The sequence below is a fragment of the Spirillospora sp. NPDC000708 genome, from assembly GCF_040299565.1.
Taxonomy (GTDB): domain Bacteria; phylum Actinomycetota; class Actinomycetes; order Streptosporangiales; family Streptosporangiaceae; genus Spirillospora.
Map to the genome: position 1 here is coordinate 108,779 of NZ_JBEPCJ010000010.1, position 16,414 is coordinate 125,192.

Here is a 16,414-nt window from a genome sequence, read left to right on the forward strand (position 1 = left end):
TCCAGTGGGGGGATGCGGCCCTACGGCCGTACGGAGAAGCCGCTCAGCTGCACGTTGGCGTTGGTGGAGTCCCAGCTCCGGCTGACCTCGATGCGCACGTACCGGGCGCTGACCTTGTCGAACGTCGTCGTCCCGCCCTCCTTGGGCGTGTCGGCCGCGGTGGCGACGGTGCGCCACGTCCGGCCGTCATCGGAGACCTGGACGGCGTAGTCGCGCGGCCCGTAGTTGGAGCGGCCGCCCACGACGACCGAGCCGAACCGGACGGGCGCGCCGAAGTCGAGCCCGTACCGCACCGGGTCCTCCGCGGTCGGTCCCTGGCCCGCGGCGCGGCCCCACGAGACCCAGAACGTGCTGGCCGAGCCGTCCACGGCGAGCTTCGCCGGGTAGCGGTCCTGGCCCGCGTCCGCGATGACGCGCGGGAACGGCGCGCCGCCCGGGTTGAGCGCCAGGTCGCCGGAGTGCCGCAGCGTCACCGCGGTCTCGGCGGACGGCCCGGCGTCGCTGCGCGCGGTCACCTTCAGCGTGCTCGTCCCGGACGAGACGCCCTGGTCGCGCACGTCGACGGGCACCGTCACCGATCCGCCGGCGGGGACCGTCACCTTGCCCTGCTGCGGCGTCGCGGTGATCCCGTCGGCGGCCGACGCCGCGACGGTCACGTTCGCCGCACGGCCGGAGGCGTTGGTGACCCGCACGGTCGCGCGGTTGTAGCCGCCGTCCGCCAGCGGCAGCTCGGGTTCGAGCGCCTCGGCGGTCAGCACCGGCCGGTCGCCGCCGGTCGCGGTGAGGGTGAGGGGGCCGAACAGCCCGTAGTCCATCGGCGCCCGCGAGGACGCGCCGGTGCCGGGCGCGACGCGGACCGCGTTGAGCAGCGTCGAGGCGACCCGGACGGTGATCGTGTTGTCGCCGGGCCGCAGGTACCGGCCGACCTGGACGTGCCGCAGGTCCGCCTGGTCGAGCGGCGGCAGGTCGTGGCCGTTGACGTTCACCTTGACGGTGTCCACCGGCGTGCCGAGGTCGATCTCGGCGGCGTCGATGCCCTTCCAGCCGTCGTCGAGGGTGACGTGCGCGGTGTAGGTGCCGACGCCCGACACGTCCTTGAGGTCGACCGGGTAGCCGCCGGCCGTGGTGATCGCCGACCAGGCGGGCAGCGCGCCGTTCCCCCCCGCCTTCACCGTGACGGGACCGAGCGTCTTGTGCGCGGTGTCGCCGGGCTTGCCGGACGGCCCGGGGCCCCACGAGTCCACCGACAGCGACCACTCGTTCAGCTTCACCGGCTGCGGGACGGCCGCCGTCCGCTGCCCGCCCGGCCGGTCCGGCTTGCCCTGGCCGGGGAACGTGGCGTCGTGCCGCGGCGTGACCGCGATGACCGTGGCGTCGTTCGCCGCGAGCCGGACGGGAACGGTGACCGTGCCGTGCCCCGACGTGTAGTCCGTGATCGGGGTGATCTTCCCGGTCCAGGTGTCCAGCTTGTAGGGGGCGCCGTCGCCGGTCAGGGTGACCGTCTGCGCGGTCGTGGTGTTCGTCTGGTTGTACAGGTAGTAGTAATCCGTGGAGCCCGCCTCGCGGCGGACGTCGAGGATCGCGCCGGAGCCGTCGTGCGGGGTCGCGGCTGGGGTGACGCGCAGGCGGCGCAGCGCGTCGGGCGCGTCCGCCTCGCTCGCCGCCCGGACCACGGTCCGCTGCTTGAGCAGCTCGGAGACCACCGAGGTGAGCTTCGCGTCCTGGCCGCCCGCGTCGCCGTCGCCGGGCACCGTGCTCGGCGCGTCCCCGACGATCACGACGGGGAGGCCCTGCCGCGCCAGGCTCAGCAGCTTCTCGGCGGCGGCCAGCGGCATCGTCTTCTGGTCCTTCAGCAGCACCGCGTGGTAGGCGGAGCCGTCGCGGAACAGGGCGCCGCCGGAGTAGGAGGCGTCCTTGCGCTGGAGCTGCGCCGGGCTGAGGTACTCGTAGGTGTATCCGGCCGACGCCAGCTCCGAGGAGTCCTGGATCAGCTTGTTCGACCCGGAGCCGGTGGTGCCGGTCCCGTTCATGCCGAAGTCCTGCCAGTACACGGCGAGGTCGAAGCGGGGCTTGCCCTGCCGCAGCACGAGCTGCATCCGCGCGAGGTTGTCGTTGACCGCGCGGTAGTCGGCCCAGTTCGGGCCGCCCTTGTCGCCCCACGCCTCCGAGTAGGAGGTGTTGCCGCCGTAGGTCATGCCGGGCCAGACCGACTGGGGTCCGGCGCCCGCGGGTCCCCGGCTCAGGTACGGGAAGCCGTGCCAGACGACCTGGTTCACGCCGCCGGCGAAGCCGCGGTAGACGGCCTGGAGGTTGGAGGCGTCCGATCCGGCGCCCGCCGTCGAGCCCCACACCGTGCCGGAGAACGCGCAGCACTCGTCGGACACCACCGGCTGCCCGGACAGGTGCGCGCCCGTGGCGACCACGCGGTAGTCCTGCACGTTGCTGTAGGCGCCGACCGACTGCCCGAACGCCAGCGACTCGCCCTCGGGCACGTCGATGTGCGAGGCGGCCTCTGAGACGTCCACCGGGATGCCGTACGGCTGGATGCGGGTCTTGATGTGGTGCTTGTGCGCCCATTCGCGCAGCACGTCGAGCCGGTTGCGGATGTACAGGTCGCTGAGCGTCTGCCGGTAGTCGGTGCGGACGCGGGCGCCGACGCCGCCGCCGAAGTCGAAGAACGGCCGGTCGGTGATGCCCTGGTCGCCGGCGCCCGCGAGGGCGGGCAGCACGTCGACCGGCGAGTAGCCGCGCAGCTTCGTCCACTGGTCGACGAGCTGCGACGTCCACTTCTGCGTGGTGCCGAGTTCGAGCGAGTCCTCGAACAGGTCGGTCTCGCCGATCCGGGCGAGGAGCTTGCGCACGTCGGAGGTGAGGATGTTCTTGTCGTAGAAGTCGGTGGTGGCCTTCGCGCCGGCCTCGCTGAACGGGTCGAGCGCGTAGTTGGTGCCGGTCGCGGTGTAGCCGGACAGGGACTGCCCGCTGGGCGTCTGGTAGAAGGCGATCAGCGCGTAGGTGCTCTTGTCGTCGCCGGGGAAGTCGACCGCGACGTTGCCCTGCTCGTCCACCTTCGACGTCACGTCGGTGACGCTGGAGCGATCCAGCATCCGCGGTGCGCTGGACGAGGCGCTGCAGCCCGCGTCGGAGCACTTCGCGACGAGGGCGGCGACGAGCGTCTTCTTCGCGCCGGCGGGCGGCGCGACGTTGAAGTTGGCCGGCAGCCCGCCGGAGCGGCTCGCGCCGCCCTTGTGGAACTCGTAGGAGAAGACGATCTGCTGCTGGGCGCTGGGGTCGTTGACGTCGGCGACCGTGGGGACGGTCGCGGGCCAGCGCGGGCCGATGGTGAGGTCCAGGCCGAGGCCCTTGTCCCTGGCCGCGGCCAGCATCGTCCGGGTCTTCTCCGCCCAGAGCGGTGTGCCCCAGCCGTAGGTCTTCAGGAAGTCGGGGGTGTTGCCGCCGGTGCCCTCGACGTTGAAGGGGGCGACCTCGGCGCCGCCGCCGCCCGCCTTCTTGATCTGGTCGAGCTCGGCGGCCAGCTCCTTGTCGTCGGTGTAGGCGAGCGGCTGCCACCAGCGGTACTTGGGCCGCACGGAGGCCGGCGGGTCGGCGAAGGTGCCGCGGGTCAGGGCGGGCACCGTCGGCCCGAACGACTCGGCGCCCTCCGCCGCCCCGACGACCGCGAGCCCGGACACGGCGAGCAGCGCCGCCACCGGCACGGCGGCGAGCCGCGCCGAGGTCCGGCGGGCTCCGGCCGCCGGACGGACTTTGGAGCGGGTCATGAGGAGTAGCCCTCCAGTTCGATGACGCGGCTGTAGTTGTGGTCGTTGGAGTCGTGCACGAGCAGCCGCAGCGCGGACGCCTGCACGGGGGCGAAGGTCCGCTCGACCCTCCCGGCGGTGTTGCCGGTGACGGTCGCGACCGTCGTCCACTGGCCGCCGACCTGCGCCTGGACGTCGAAGTCGCGCAGGCCGGACTTGGCGGCGGAGTTGCTCGGGCTGTCGAGCGTGTAGACCTCGACCCGGCCGATCCTCTGCGGGTCCTTCCAGGTCGCGGTGAGGGTGTCGGGGAAGGACTTGGAGGTGTCGTCGTTCCAGCCGCCGACGCCGTTCAGCCAGACGCCGGAGTCGGTGCCGCCGTCGTTGGCCCAGGCGGGCGACGACCCGCTGTGCGTGCTGGACGCCGACATGCTCGCGGAGCGGACGAGGTTCCCGGTGACGAGGACCGGCGCGGTCACGGACTCGTCGTCGGCCGTGACGGTGACGGTGCCCTTCGTGCCGTCCGCGTCCGGGCCCTTCACCTCGACGGGGATCTCGGCCGAGCCGCCCGCCGGGATCGTGACCCGCGCGGGGGCGGACGCGGTGAACCCGGCCGACGCGGCCGCCTTCACCGGGACGGTGACGGCGCGGCGCTCCAGGTTCGTCACGCGGAACCGGGCGTCGGCGGCCGTGCCGGGGGTCACCGGGACGTTCACGCCGAACGGCGGCTCGACGGCGAGCTGCGTCCGGTCCTGCCGGACCGCGGTGGGCGTGCGGACGGCGAACGTCCACGAACCCGACCCGACCTCGTAGACGGCGTGCCCGTTCTGGACGCCGAGCGAGCGCGCGCCCGCCGGGGCCTGCGCGGCGGACGCGCCGAGCAGCGGCACCTCGACGCGCGCGGGCGCGCCCGGCGGGACCGTCACGTCGAGCCGCAGGTCGCGCCCGGACCGGCGCCAGGCGCTGGACACCGTGCCGCGCGGGGTGTCGTACGACGACGAGGCGCGGGTGAGGTCGCCGACCACGGCGGGCCGGATCACCAGGTCGCCGTAGCCGACCGAGCCGTCCGCCTGCCGGATGCCGGCGAGCCCGGCGCCGAACCACTCGTCGATCGCGCCGAGCATGAAGTGGTTCTGCGAGCCGTAGCCGGTCGGGCCGTCCCAGTACTCGGTGAGCGCGGTCGCGCCGTGCACCACCTGGTAGCCGTAGCTCGGGTTCGTGACCTGCTGCGCGACGGCGAGGATGACGTCGTCGCGGCCGGCCGCCGACAGCGTCCGGAACACCGACGGCAGCGCGATCTCCCCGACCGTCAGGTGGTAGCCGTTCGCCTTGATGGTCGAGACGAGGTGGTCGAGGACGGCCTGCTTCTGGTCGGCGGGCACGATGCCGAGGTCGAGCGCGAACGCGTCGCCGGCCTGGCTGCCCGACCCGTAGGTGTGCTTGCCGGTGTCGAGGTACTTGGCGTTGAACGCGTCGGCGATGTCGCCGGCGAGCCTGGTGTACTTCTCCGCGTCGTCGTCCTTGCCGAGCAGCTTGGCGATCTTCGCGAGCGCGGCGGCGCTGCGCTGGTAGCCGTAGGTGGCGGCGACGCCGGTCGGGGTAGTCTTGTCGACCGCGGCCCAGTCGCCGAGACCGTAGTCGAGCAGGTTCCCCTTCGCCTTGGACGTGAGGTAGTCCAGGTAGCGCTGCATGTTCGGGTAGAAGTCGCGCAGCGGCTTGGCATCGCCGTAGGTGACGTAGTGCTGCCAGGCGGCCAGGATGATCGCGCTGCCCCAGTTCGGGTCGTCCCAGACGCCGCCGGAGAACGTCACGTACGCGGGCGCGATGTCGGGGACGAGCCCGTCGGCGGTCTGCGCCTCCGCCATGTTGCGCAGCAGCGCCGGGTAGTAGGCGGCGACGTCGTACCCGCGGGTGATCGTGCCCTGGACGAGCTGGGTCTCCTCCAGCCAGCCGAGCTTCTCCCGGTCCGGGCAGTCGGTGAGGATCGACATCATGTTGCCCTGCACGGCCCGGTCGATGATCGTGTGGATGCCGTTGAGCAGCAGGTCGGAGCTGTCGAACGAGCCGGCGGAGGCGTTCCCGGCGCGCAGGATCGTCGCCGACACCGTGTCCGCGGAAGGCGCCGCGTCCAGGCCGCTGAACTGGATGTAGCGGAAGCCGTGGTAGACGAACCGGGGGTGCCATGTCTCGGTTCCGGTGCCCGCGAGGGTGTAGGTGTCCATGATGGGCGGGTTCTGCGCGCCGCCCGCGATCATGGTGCCCTGCTCGACGAGGCCGTCCGCGCCGAGCCGCTCCCCCGGCTTGATCGTCAGCTTCGTGCCGCGCTTCCCGCGCACGCTCAGCTCGGGCCGGCCGACGATGTTCTCGCCGAGGTCGAAGACGTAGGTGTCCTTCTCCGGATGCGTGACCTTCACCGTCTTGCGGGTGCCGACGGGGACGATCGCCGGGGACATCCGCGCGGTCAGCGCGATGCCCGGGTCGGGCGCCTCGGTGGCCGGCTTCCATGACGACAGGTCCGCGGACGGCCCGTCCCAGCCCTGCTGCGCGAGCCGGGCGTCCTCGTCCTCGCCGCCGTACCACTGGCTGGACGTGGTCGGCCCGAGATCGGTGCGCCAGGACCCGTCGGTCGCGACGCGGGCGGTCGTGCCGTCCTCGAGCGTGACCTCGAGTTGCGCGAGCAGCTTGGGCGCCCCCTGCGCGCCGACGTACTTGGTGTAGCGGTCGTTGGTGGCGGCGACGTTGTAGGTGCCGTTGCCGAGCCGGACGCCGATCGCGTTGCCGCCGCGCCGCAGCAGCTTCGTCACGTCGTAGGCCGCGTACTCGACCCGCTTCTTGTAGTCGGTGTTCGGCGGTTCGAGGACGGCGTCGCTGACCGGCCTCCCGTTGATCGTCGCGTCGTAGATGCCGAGCGCGGTGATGTACAGCCGCGCCGACCGGACGGTGTTCTTCAGCGAGAACTGCCGCGCCAGCAGCGGCAGCGCGGGCATGGACGTCTGGTAGGCGGGCGGCGGGACCTGGTCGGTGACCGTCTTCACCACGGTGAACGGGCCGTCCGCCGCGTCGGAGGTCTGCACGGTGTAGTCGACCGGGAAGTTCGGCGTCTTCCCGTCGCTCGTCATCACGTCGGTGCGCGGGTAGAGCCTCACCGAGGCGACGTCCTTGGCGGCGCCGAGGTCGAGCTGAAGCCAGATGTGGTGGCCCGGGTCCTGCGCCTTGTAGGCGTTGCTGGTGTACCCGAACGGCGCCTTCTGCGTGGTGAGCGACCCGTCGGTGAGGAACTCCGGCATCCACTTGCCCGGGTACTCGCGGACCTCGGACGCGGTGACCGCCGCGCCCTTCGCCACGTTCGCGCCGGACGGGTCGAGCGCCTCGATCTCGGCGAGCTGCAGCCGGGACAGCAGCGACCCGCTCTCGCTGATCGGCAGGCCCAGCTTGGACACGTCGATCCGCAGGTAGCGGGCCTTCGTCCCGGCGGGCAGGCCGACCGTGACGGGGCTCGGCGCCCGGTTCAGCCACCGGTCGTCGGTGATCCATTTCCCGGACCAGTCGTCCTTGCCGAGCAGGCCCATCTCGAACCGGGCCGGGGGGCTCCAGGCGGACGCCCGCCCGGAGCCGTCCCAGACCCGGACCCGCCACCACACCTGGCGGCGGGAGGTGAGCGCCGTGCCCCGGTAGACGGCGTTCGGGGTGCCGGACGCCACCTTCCCGGAGTCCCACAGGTCGGCGCGGCCGAGCCCGTTCCGGGAGGTGGCGGCCTCGACCTGGTAGGCGGCCTGCGCGGCGCCGCGGCCGGGCGCGGTGAGCCGCCAGCTCAGCGCCGGCGCCGTGTCGTCGATGCCGAGCGGGGCGTCGAGCGCGTCGGTGCGCAGCCCGAAGGCCCGCAGGCCGGACGCGTCGGCGCGCGCCGGGACCGCGAAGGCGGCCCCGATCAGCAGCGGGAGGAACGCCGCCGGCAGAGCGGCGCGGGTCAGTGCCGTGCGGGTGGGGGTCGTGCGGGTGGGGGTGGTGCGCATTCAGGCTCCCCGGACGGTGGTGAGGAACTTCAGGTCGCGGCCGGGCTCGGCGGTGAAGATCGCGCCGCCGTCACGGCTGACGGCGGACGCGCCGCCCTGGTACGGGTCGTGGTCGTTGTAGGCGACGCCATAGCAGCCCGTGGTCGCGGTGGAGGAGATCCGGACGGTGTAGTGCGCGCCGCGCCGGACCGGGATGCCCGGGTGGACGGTCACGTTCCGCGCGGACCAGCCGATCTCCGCCGCCGGGACGGAGCCGGACCAGAGCGTCCGGGTCCCGTCGGTGACCTCGATGTCCAGCGGCTCGGACGGCGGGGTGCGCTCGACGCGCCCCTGCTCGGTGCCGTCCTTGAACGCGGTGACGGCGAGGGAGGCGAGGCGGCCGCCGCGCCCGGCGGTGAACGATTGCTCGCGCCGGACGCCCCCGGCGACGTCGCAGCCGGTGCGGAAACCGGCGGTGCCGCTGCTCTGGTCGAGGCCGGGGACCGCCGCCTGCCGTCCCGGGTGCCCGGGGTCGAGGCGGACGGTCGCGTTGCCGCACTGGACCGGGGTGATCGATCCGTCGGCGCCGAACGCGAGCGGCTGCCAGTGGTAGTTGGCGAGGGCCTCGTTGGTGTGGCCGTTCCACAGGTCGCTGAAGTACATGTAGATCGGCGCGCCGTGCCGCTGGCGGAGCGTCGCGACCTGGGCGGGCTGCCCGCCGCAGGAGTTCGCGGTGATGCTCGTCCCGGCGGTCGGGACGACCCACTTGGACAGGTCGCCGGAGAAGTCGTCCGCGAGCAGGTCCTGACCGGACGCCGAGGTCACGCGCACGTTGTCGAACTTCGCCGACTCCAGGTCCGCGCCGTTCCACTCGCGGAACCCGACCTTGCCGACGGGATACGTCGCGTCGGTGTAGGTGTCGACCTGCGTCCCGTCGACGGACGTGGTCAGCGTGGAGCCGGACGCGGTGACCGACACGTGGTGCCACTCCCCCGCCACGATCGGCTTGTCGAGCTGCACGACGTGGCTGGCGGTGGTGGACCCGGCGCGCCGCAGCACGCTCAGCTTCCCGTTGCCCGTGCCGGAACCGGTGAGCAGGAACAGGTAGCCGTGGTCGTCCTGGTTCATCCGGACGGAGAACCCGGCCTGCGCCAGCTTGCCCGACGCCGTCGGCAGCGGCGCGACGTCGAAGGAGAAGGTGTAGTCGGACCAGTCCTCGCCCTGCTGCGACAGGCCGTACAGGCCGCCGTGGACGGTGAGCGCGCCGTCGGCGGCCGTCCAGGCGTCGCGGCCCTTCCACGGGCCGAGCGGGCTCGACGCGGTGAGGTAGGACGTGCCGGTGCCGGTGCAGTACCCGCAGTTCGGGTCCGACATCGTCAGGTAGTACACGCCGTTCCGCTTGAAGATCGACGGCGCCTCGACACGGGTCACGCCCGTGACGTCGTAGGGGCCGGCGGCGCGCAGGTAGTCGGGGGTCAGCTGGATGACGGCGATGTGCCATCCGGCGTTGCTGCAGGTGAGGTAGCCCTTGCCGTCGTCGTCGACGAAGACGTCGAGGTCGGCGGTGCAGTGCGTGCCCGCCGGAAGGTCCGGGACGGGCTGCTCGGTGAACGGACCGGTCGGCCGGTCAGCGGTGTAGACGCGGAACTTGTCCGCGGCCTCCTGGTCGTTCACCCACATCACGTACTTGCGGGTCGCCTTGTCGTAGACGGTGTGCGGGCGGAAGCAGAACTTGCAGGAGCGGGCCTCGGCGACGTGGCCGCGGTCGGTCCAGTGCACGAGGTCGGGCGAGGAGTACACCTTGAAGCCGCAGAACGTGCTGTTGACCTGCCACTGGTAGCCGCAGTCGTAGCTCGTCCCGTACAGGTAGTAGGTGTCGCCGAACCGCTGGATCGCGCCGTCGTGGGCGTCGACCGCGTTCCCGCCGGTGTCGAACCGGACGGTCTGCTCGCCGTCCGGCCCGTAGTTGGTGATCGGGCTGACCGTCGACGCCAGCGCGGGCGGCGCGGCGGGTGCGGCCAAGACGCCGAGCAGCAGCGCCAGGGTCGCGGCGAGGGCGAGGCCGCGGCCTCGCCCGGGCCGGCGTGGGGGGATGGTGCGCATGGACGGGGCGTCCTCTCGGAGCTGCGCTGTGGGGTGGGGGGCGGCGCGTCGTCCGTTTCCGGGCATGCGGAACAGAGCCCGTGGCCGTGCGGGCGGGTCGCACGGCCACGGGCCTGCGCCCGTCATCGCCTAGGGACGGATCCCCCGATCGCGCCTAGAGAGAAGTTCGAGTCCGTCAGGGTCGGTCGTCCGGCGGGTGCCGCCGGGGTCAGGGGTTCACGGTGACCAGTTCGATCTCCAGGAGGTCGGCGAGGGCCTTCAGGTCGGCGATCCGGTGGCCGGTGCCGAGGGCCCAGTGGTGGGAGATGCCGGTGGCGCTCCAGGCGTCGACCCATTCGCCGGGGTCGCAGCCGAAGTCGACGCGGGACGTCGTGTTCCCGATCTGCAGCAGCGGGCCGTCCACGGTCTCGCCCTCGGACGCGACGAACGCGAACCGGCCGTCGCGGCGCTGGATGACGCCGAACGCGGTGACCGGGCCGTGCTTGACGTCGAACTCCACGGACACGCCGTAGCCGCGCTTGCCGTGGTAGACGCCGAGGCCGCGCAGCAGCGGGCGGCGGGCGCTGATCGCCAGGTGGGCGGGCCCGTCGTGGCCCATCTCGACGTGGCCGCGGTGGAAGTCGAGCGCCTGCAGCTCGGTGAACGAGCCGCCCGCGCCGAGCCGGTCGGCGATCAGCATCGCGAGGGAGGTGCGCAGCTCGTACTCGCCGGCCGCCGGGATCCCGCGGGCGGTGAGCAGCGACGCGCCGAGGATCATCCCGGCGCCGAGCCGCTCGTGGATCTCGCCGTCCAGGCCCCGGTGGTAGTAGGCGAGGCTGTCCAGCTCGAAGTCCTCGACGAGCCGGTCCAGGCCGACCGACACCCGCGCGGCCCAGGTGAGGTCCTCGTCGTTGACGGAGGCGTCCAGCTCGAAGATCTTCTCCGCCTCGGCCTTCTTCGCGGCGGTCTCGGCGTCGGTGACCTTCTCCACCCGGACCCGCAGGTCGTCGAACTCCAGCACCTCGACGTGCCCGCCGAAGTTCGCGCTGACCAGCGTCAGGTCGGTGGACACGTCCAGCATGCCGGGGTACAGGTGGCCCATGAGGCCGTGCCGGCCGCGGCGCAGCGCCGCGCGCACCCCGGCGGCCCGCACCCAGCGGCCGATCTTCGCCCAGGCCCGCTCGTCCTCCAGGTAGCCGGAGACCGAGCGGAACGGGACCCCGCACCGCGCGAAGGCGTTCGCCATCTCCGGCAGCGGGCAGGCGCCGCAGTAGGCGAGCCACTGCCCGGTGTCGAACGTGGCGTGGTCCATCGACTCGGTCGGCTGCAGGTTGATCAGCAACACCGGGGCGTCCGCCCGCTGCGCGACGGGGACGAGCATCGTCGCGGTCATGTAGGTGGTGAGGAAGCCGACGATGATGTCGCAGCCCTCGGCGCGCAGCCGCTCGGCCGCGGCCGCGCCCTCCTGCGCGTCGGAGATGAACCCGACGTCGACCACCTCGGCGCCGAGCCCGCGCATCCGCTCCGACACCCGCTCCGCCGACCGCTTCAGCTGCGGCAGCAGATCGGGGAACTGCGGCCAGTACGCGCCGAGCCCGCCGGCCACGAGTCCCACTTTCACGGGCGGCGGCGCCCCGGTGTTGCCTGCCATGCCTGCTCCTCTCGATTACCTGGCCGTCCCTGTCATTCGGCTGTCAGGGTGTGGCGGCCGGACGGCGCGCCGTCCACGTAGACGTACTTCCCATCGCCGGACACGCCCCGCGCGGTCGCCTTGCCGTGCGCCCAGACCGTCCGGCCGTCCAGGGCGACGCGGGACGTCGACGGGGTGACCGGGACGGCGAGCCGGCCGGACGTGCCGCGCGGTGCGGTGACGTCGAGCCGGAAGCCGCGGCCGGTCGTCCGCCACGACGCGGCTATGGCGCCGTGCGGCGTCGGGACCGTTCCCTCGGCCCACGTCAGTCCCCCGGTGAACGGGACCACGGACCACGACGCGTACCCGGGACCGGTCGGCTGGACGCCGAGGACGCGGGTGGTGAGCGTGACGGTCGGGCCGCTCGCCCAGCCGTGCGCGAGGCTGGAGAACTGCTTGAGGTTCGGCGTGCCGTCCGGCTGCATGTGCTCCCAGAACGTCGAGCCGGGGTCCTGCCGGAGCTGGTGGCCCCAGAACGTCCGGATCAGGTCGAGGCCGGACGCGTCGCCGGTGTCCAGGCGCGCGTCGGACTCGAACGAGCTGGGCAGCGGCGCGTAGAACGGCGGCAGGCTCGCGTTCGGGGTGGCCTGGGAGACGGTCAGCGACCCGTACTGCGACCAGTTGTTCTTGCGCAGGTAGGCGAGGGCGCGGGTGGCGCGGTCGCCGCCCGCGACGCCGGCGAGGACGGCCGTGGCGTTGGCGTCCTGCGGGTAGGCGCCGGGGATCTCCCGCGACAGCCGGTAGGCGCCCGCCTTCTCGTCCCACAGCTGGTCGTTGATCGCCTTCTTCACCGCGGCGGACCGGTCGCCGTAGGTCGTGGCGGCGGACGCGTCGCCGCGCGCCTTCGCCATCGCGGCCATCTGCGTGAGGTTGCGGGCGTACAGGGCGTTGACGTACGTCTCGTGGCCGCAGTCGGAGTAGCCGTAGTGGCCGCAGGAGCCGACGGCGCCGAACGCGATGAGGCCCTTGTCGTCCTGGGCGCGGACCGACTCCAGCCACGCCGTCGCCTTGGTGAGCTGCGGCCACCACTCGTCGAGGTAGGCGCGGTCGCCGGTGTAGAGCCAGTGCTCGTACATGTTGTTGACGAACCAGGTGACGTACTCGCCGTAGGTCCGCAGCTCGTCGGCGTTGTGCTGGCCGACCTGGCTCTCCGCGGGCATGAACCCGTCCGGGAGCTGCTGGGAGGCCAGCGACGACAGCGAGTTGTCGACCGCCTCCAGGTCGCCCGTGGACAGGTAGGTGACGGGGGCCTGCACGGCCAGGTCGCCCTGCCAGACGATCCGGTCGCGCTTGCCGCCGTCGTAGATGACGGACTTGCTCGGGTCGGCGTGCGGGACCTGCGCGTCCGCGTGGTCGCCCTCGCCGGCGGCGTACGGCCAGCTCTTCGCGGTGTTGGACGCGCCGGTGTTCACCTGCACGGTGTAGGCGCCCGCGTACCAGATCTTGTTCAGCTCGTTGTCGCTGGACAGGAAGTGGCCCTGGTAGCCGTCGAGGTCGCGCTGGTTCGGGGCGGCGGTGAAGTCGACGGACACCCCGTCGATGTCGACGGTTCCGGGGCCGTCGAGGAACAGCGTCGCGTAGCGGAACCCGCCGCGCAGGACGCCGTCGCGGACCGTGGCGGGCAGCTTCTTCCCGTCGAGCGGCAGGGCGTGGCTGTCGGTGTCCTGCGTGTAGGGCTGGCCGGGGAAGCCGTTCCAGATGTTCGCGGTGTCGCAGCCCGGCGCGATCTTGCCTTCGCCGTCGTTGGCGTCCGGCGTGAGCGCGGCGTACCGGATCGACTCGGAGAAGCACGCGCGCAGCTTCGGCGGCGTGGACGACGCGCCCTTCACCCGGACCTTCAGGTGCCCGGCGACCTCCTTGCCGAAGTCGATGACCAGCAGCGGGGAGCCGGTGCGGTCGGCGGCGCCGGTCAGCCGGACCGAGCCGCCGCCGTCGCGCAGCGCGGCGTCCGGCGACCCGTCGATCCGACCCTGGCGCGGGTCGGCCTTGTAGATCGCGACGGGGCGGACGGTGCGGCTCGACGGCGACAGCACGTACGGGCGCCACTGGCCGTGCTCCGGGCTGTAGGACGCGTCCTGCCAGGGGCCGCGCGGCCGCGGGGACGCCGAGGCGGGCAGGGCGACGGCCGCCGAGGCCGACACCGCCAGGGCGGCGGCGACGGCGGCGCGGGCGAGGGAGCGGCGAGCGGTGGGGGGAACCATCATCACTCCAGGTCAGCGGGAGGCGGTCAGGACGGACGAGCCGGTCAGGCCGGGCACCTGCACGAGGCCGTCGCGGACGGTGACGCCCGGCTTCACGGCGGTGCCGTTCCGCCAGACGACCGAGCCGTTCACGCGGACCTCGGACGCGCCGGACGCGGGCACCCCCGCCGTGGCGGTCGTGCCGCCCGGCGCTGCGACGCGGAGCGTGAAGGTCGTGCCGCGCCGCTTCCAGGCCGCGGTGATGTCGCCGTGCGGCGTCGGCACCTTGCCCTCCGCCCAGTTCAGCCCGTCCGGCGGGTGCGGCAGGACGGTGAACGACGAGAACCCGCCGGAGGCCGGGGTGACGCCGAGGACCTGGTTGGTGAGGAACGACGTCGGCGAGGCCGCCCAGCCGTGCGAGAGGCTGGTGTAGGAGCCGAGCTGCGGCGCGCCGGCGGTGCTGACGTTCTCCCAGAGGGTGCCGGGCGCGTCCTTGCCGAGCATCGGGTACCAGGTGCGGCCCAGCACGGACATCGCGCCCGCCATGTCGCCCTGCGAGGCGTAGGCCAGCAGCGACTGGCCCGACACGAACGGGCTGATGTACTGCGGGACGACGCCGCCGGCCTTGTCCACGGTGAGGTCGCCGTGCGGGTCGGCGAGCCGGTCGCCGAAGAACTTCAGCACGGACTTCGCGCGGTCCCCGGTGGCGACTCCGGCGACGACCGCCATCGCGTTGCCGTCCTGCGGGTGGTTCCCGTCGGTGGGGCCGACCTTGTAGGCGCCCGCGGCCGCGTCCCACAGGTCGTCGTTGATGGCCTTGGCGGTGCGGGCGGCATTGTCGCGGTAGGTCTTGGCGAGCGCCGCGTCGCCCTGCGCCTCGGCCGCCTGCGCGGCCTGGCCCAGCACGTGGACGTACAGGGACGAGACGTAGGTGCCCTTGCCCTCGTTGCCGTAGCCCCAGGTGCCGCCCGCGCCCTTCATGTCGAGCAGCCCGTCGGAGCCGACCTTGGACTGCATCCACGCGACGTTCTTCTTCATCGCGTCGTACCACTTGTCGAAGAACGCCTTGTCGCCGGTGTAGAGGTAGTGCGTCCAGTAGTTGCCGACCCACCAGGCCGCGTACTCGCCCCAGCCCATGTTGTAGCCGAGCTTGTCGGTCAGGTAGAGCCCGGGGATCTGGCCCTGCGGCGACTGGCCCTTCGCCATGAACGCGACGGCGTTGGCGGCGGGGCCGCTCTGCCCGGTGGTCAGGTACGACACCGCGTCGGAGACGGCGTTGTCGCCGCCCCAGATCATCCGGTCGCGCTTGGCGCCGTCGCTGATGACGCTGTCGCCCTCGCCGACGATCGCGTCGTTGCGGACGGGACCCTCCTGGCCCGGGTAGGGCCGGCCCGTCTTCGGGTCGATCGTCGCCATCTGGACGGTGTAGGCGCCCGCGTACCAGAGCCGGTTCAGGGTGTCGTCGCCGGACAGGAACGCGCCCTTGTACCCGTCGAGGTCGGGGTTGGCGGGGTCGGCGGTGAACTTCAGCCGCAGGTCCGACAGGCGCACCTCGCCGGGGCCGTCCAGGAACACCATCAGGTAGCGGAACCCGCCGCGGATGACCGGGTCGGTCATCGCGGTGCGCCCGCTCTTCGTGCCGAGGTAGTGGGTCTCGGTGGCGAGGCCGACCGGGTCCTGGCTGTAGTCGGACGCGGTGGTGAGGTACTGGCCGCTCTCGCTGAAGGCCAGGCCGAGCCTCGGCGTGCCCTCGCGGACGTCGGCGGTCACCTGGACCTGCCCGCCGACCTCCTTGCCGAAGTCGTAGACGACGTAGGGGCGGCCGTAGTCGTTGGAGGCGAGCGTGGTCGTCCCGCCGTGGAACGCTCCCGCCGGGTTCCGCACGGTGGCGCCATAGGGCGCGGCGGACGCGCGGCCCTGCTTCGCGAGCGTCCAGACGGCGTGGATGCGGGCGCCCTGCCCGGGGTCGTCGGCGTTGCGGAACTCGACCTTGATCGTTCCGGACGCGCCGGTGAGCCGCGCCGGGACGTCCACCTCGTAGTGGACGAGCCCGTCCTTGTCGCCGCTCCACACCCCGGCCTGCTTCGGGTCGGGCGTGCGCTCGTGGACGACCGTGCCGTTCACCAGCACGTCGTAGTGGGCGGTCGCGCTGCCGGCCTCCTCGACCCGCAGCGTGACCGGGCCGCGCCCGGCGCGCATCGTGTAGGCGAAGCCCGCGCCGGCCGCGCCGCCGGTCTGGCGGACCGTGACGCCGTCGGCCTTGCCGGTCGTGGACGTCCCGGGCTCCAGGCCGTGCCCGGCGGTCTCGGACGCGGCGGAGTCGGCGGACACGTAGTCGCCGTTGACCCCGTACGCCTCCCCCACCCGCGCTGGACGGACCGTCCGGCCGGACGGCGCGAGGACGTAGTGGCCCGCGCGCGACAGCGACGGCAGGCCGAGCGGGTCGGAGGCGGACGGTGAGGCCGACGCGGCGCCTGCGGGGGCGGCGACGAGGACGGCGGCGGCGAGGGCGAGGGAGGTGACGGTGGACACGCGTGCTCGTGCGAACTTCTCGGCCGGGGGCATCGTTATCCCTTCGGGTTCACTTGGTCGAGCGGGCCCATGGAGGGAAGGCCGGCGGTCCGGGTGGGGACGGCGCGGCGGCCCGGCAGTGGAGTGCCGGGCGCCGGCGCGCGGTCCGGACCGCCGGCCCGAACATCGTCGTCGGGACGGGTCGTC

6 protein-coding genes are annotated in these 16,414 nt (G+C 72.9%); all 6 read right to left on the reverse strand.

The features are described 5' to 3' along the window. Positions 1-20 precede the first annotated feature (20 nt). Positions 21-3,776: a glycosyl hydrolase gene (locus ABT299_RS10300; RefSeq protein ID WP_500250460.1), complete on the reverse strand. Its 3,756-nt coding sequence runs from the start codon at positions 3,774-3,776 to the stop codon at positions 21-23. Beyond that, positions 3,773-7,765, reverse strand: coding sequence for a family 78 glycoside hydrolase catalytic domain (locus tag ABT299_RS10305; RefSeq protein WP_500250461.1), 3,993 nt, complete (start codon positions 7,763-7,765; stop codon positions 3,773-3,775). The genes ABT299_RS10300 and ABT299_RS10305 overlap by 4 nt, the downstream gene beginning before the upstream one ends. Next, complete coding sequence (locus ABT299_RS10310) at positions 7,766-9,847, reverse strand: family 43 glycosylhydrolase (protein WP_500250462.1); 2,082 nt, start codon at positions 9,845-9,847, stop codon at positions 7,766-7,768. A 208-nt stretch (positions 9,848-10,055) separates the two neighbouring features. Beyond that, the gene (locus ABT299_RS10315) at positions 10,056-11,477 is read right to left on the reverse strand and encodes an L-fucose/L-arabinose isomerase family protein (protein WP_190859039.1); all 1,422 of its coding nucleotides are present in this window, start codon (positions 11,475-11,477) and stop codon (positions 10,056-10,058) included. Between the two features lie 32 nt (positions 11,478-11,509). Beyond that, a complete protein-coding gene (locus ABT299_RS10320) occupies positions 11,510-13,720 on the reverse strand; it encodes an alpha-L-rhamnosidase-related protein (protein ID WP_500250463.1) in 2,211 nt (736 codons plus the stop codon). Positions 13,721-13,729: 9 nt separating this feature from the next. Beyond that, positions 13,730-16,228, reverse strand: a complete 2,499-nt coding sequence (locus tag ABT299_RS10325) for an alpha-L-rhamnosidase-related protein (protein WP_500250464.1) — start codon at positions 16,226-16,228, stop codon at positions 13,730-13,732. Positions 16,229-16,414 lie beyond the last annotated feature (186 nt).

Excerpts from the sequence above, each read along its gene's own strand:
- ABT299_RS10300 (WP_500250460.1), bottom strand. The coding sequence starts at position 3,776 with ATGACCCGCTCCAAAGTCCGTCCGGCGGCCGGAGCCCGCCGGACCTCG.
- ABT299_RS10305 (WP_500250461.1), bottom strand. The coding sequence starts at position 7,765 with ATGCGCACCACCCCCACCCGCACGACCCCCACCCGCACGGCACTGACC.
- ABT299_RS10310 (WP_500250462.1), bottom strand. The coding sequence starts at position 9,847 with ATGCGCACCATCCCCCCACGCCGGCCCGGGCGAGGCCGCGGCCTCGCC.
- ABT299_RS10315 (WP_190859039.1), bottom strand. The coding sequence starts at position 11,477 with ATGGCAGGCAACACCGGGGCGCCGCCGCCCGTGAAAGTGGGACTCGTG.
- ABT299_RS10320 (WP_500250463.1), bottom strand. The coding sequence starts at position 13,720 with ATGATGGTTCCCCCCACCGCTCGCCGCTCCCTCGCCCGCGCCGCCGTC.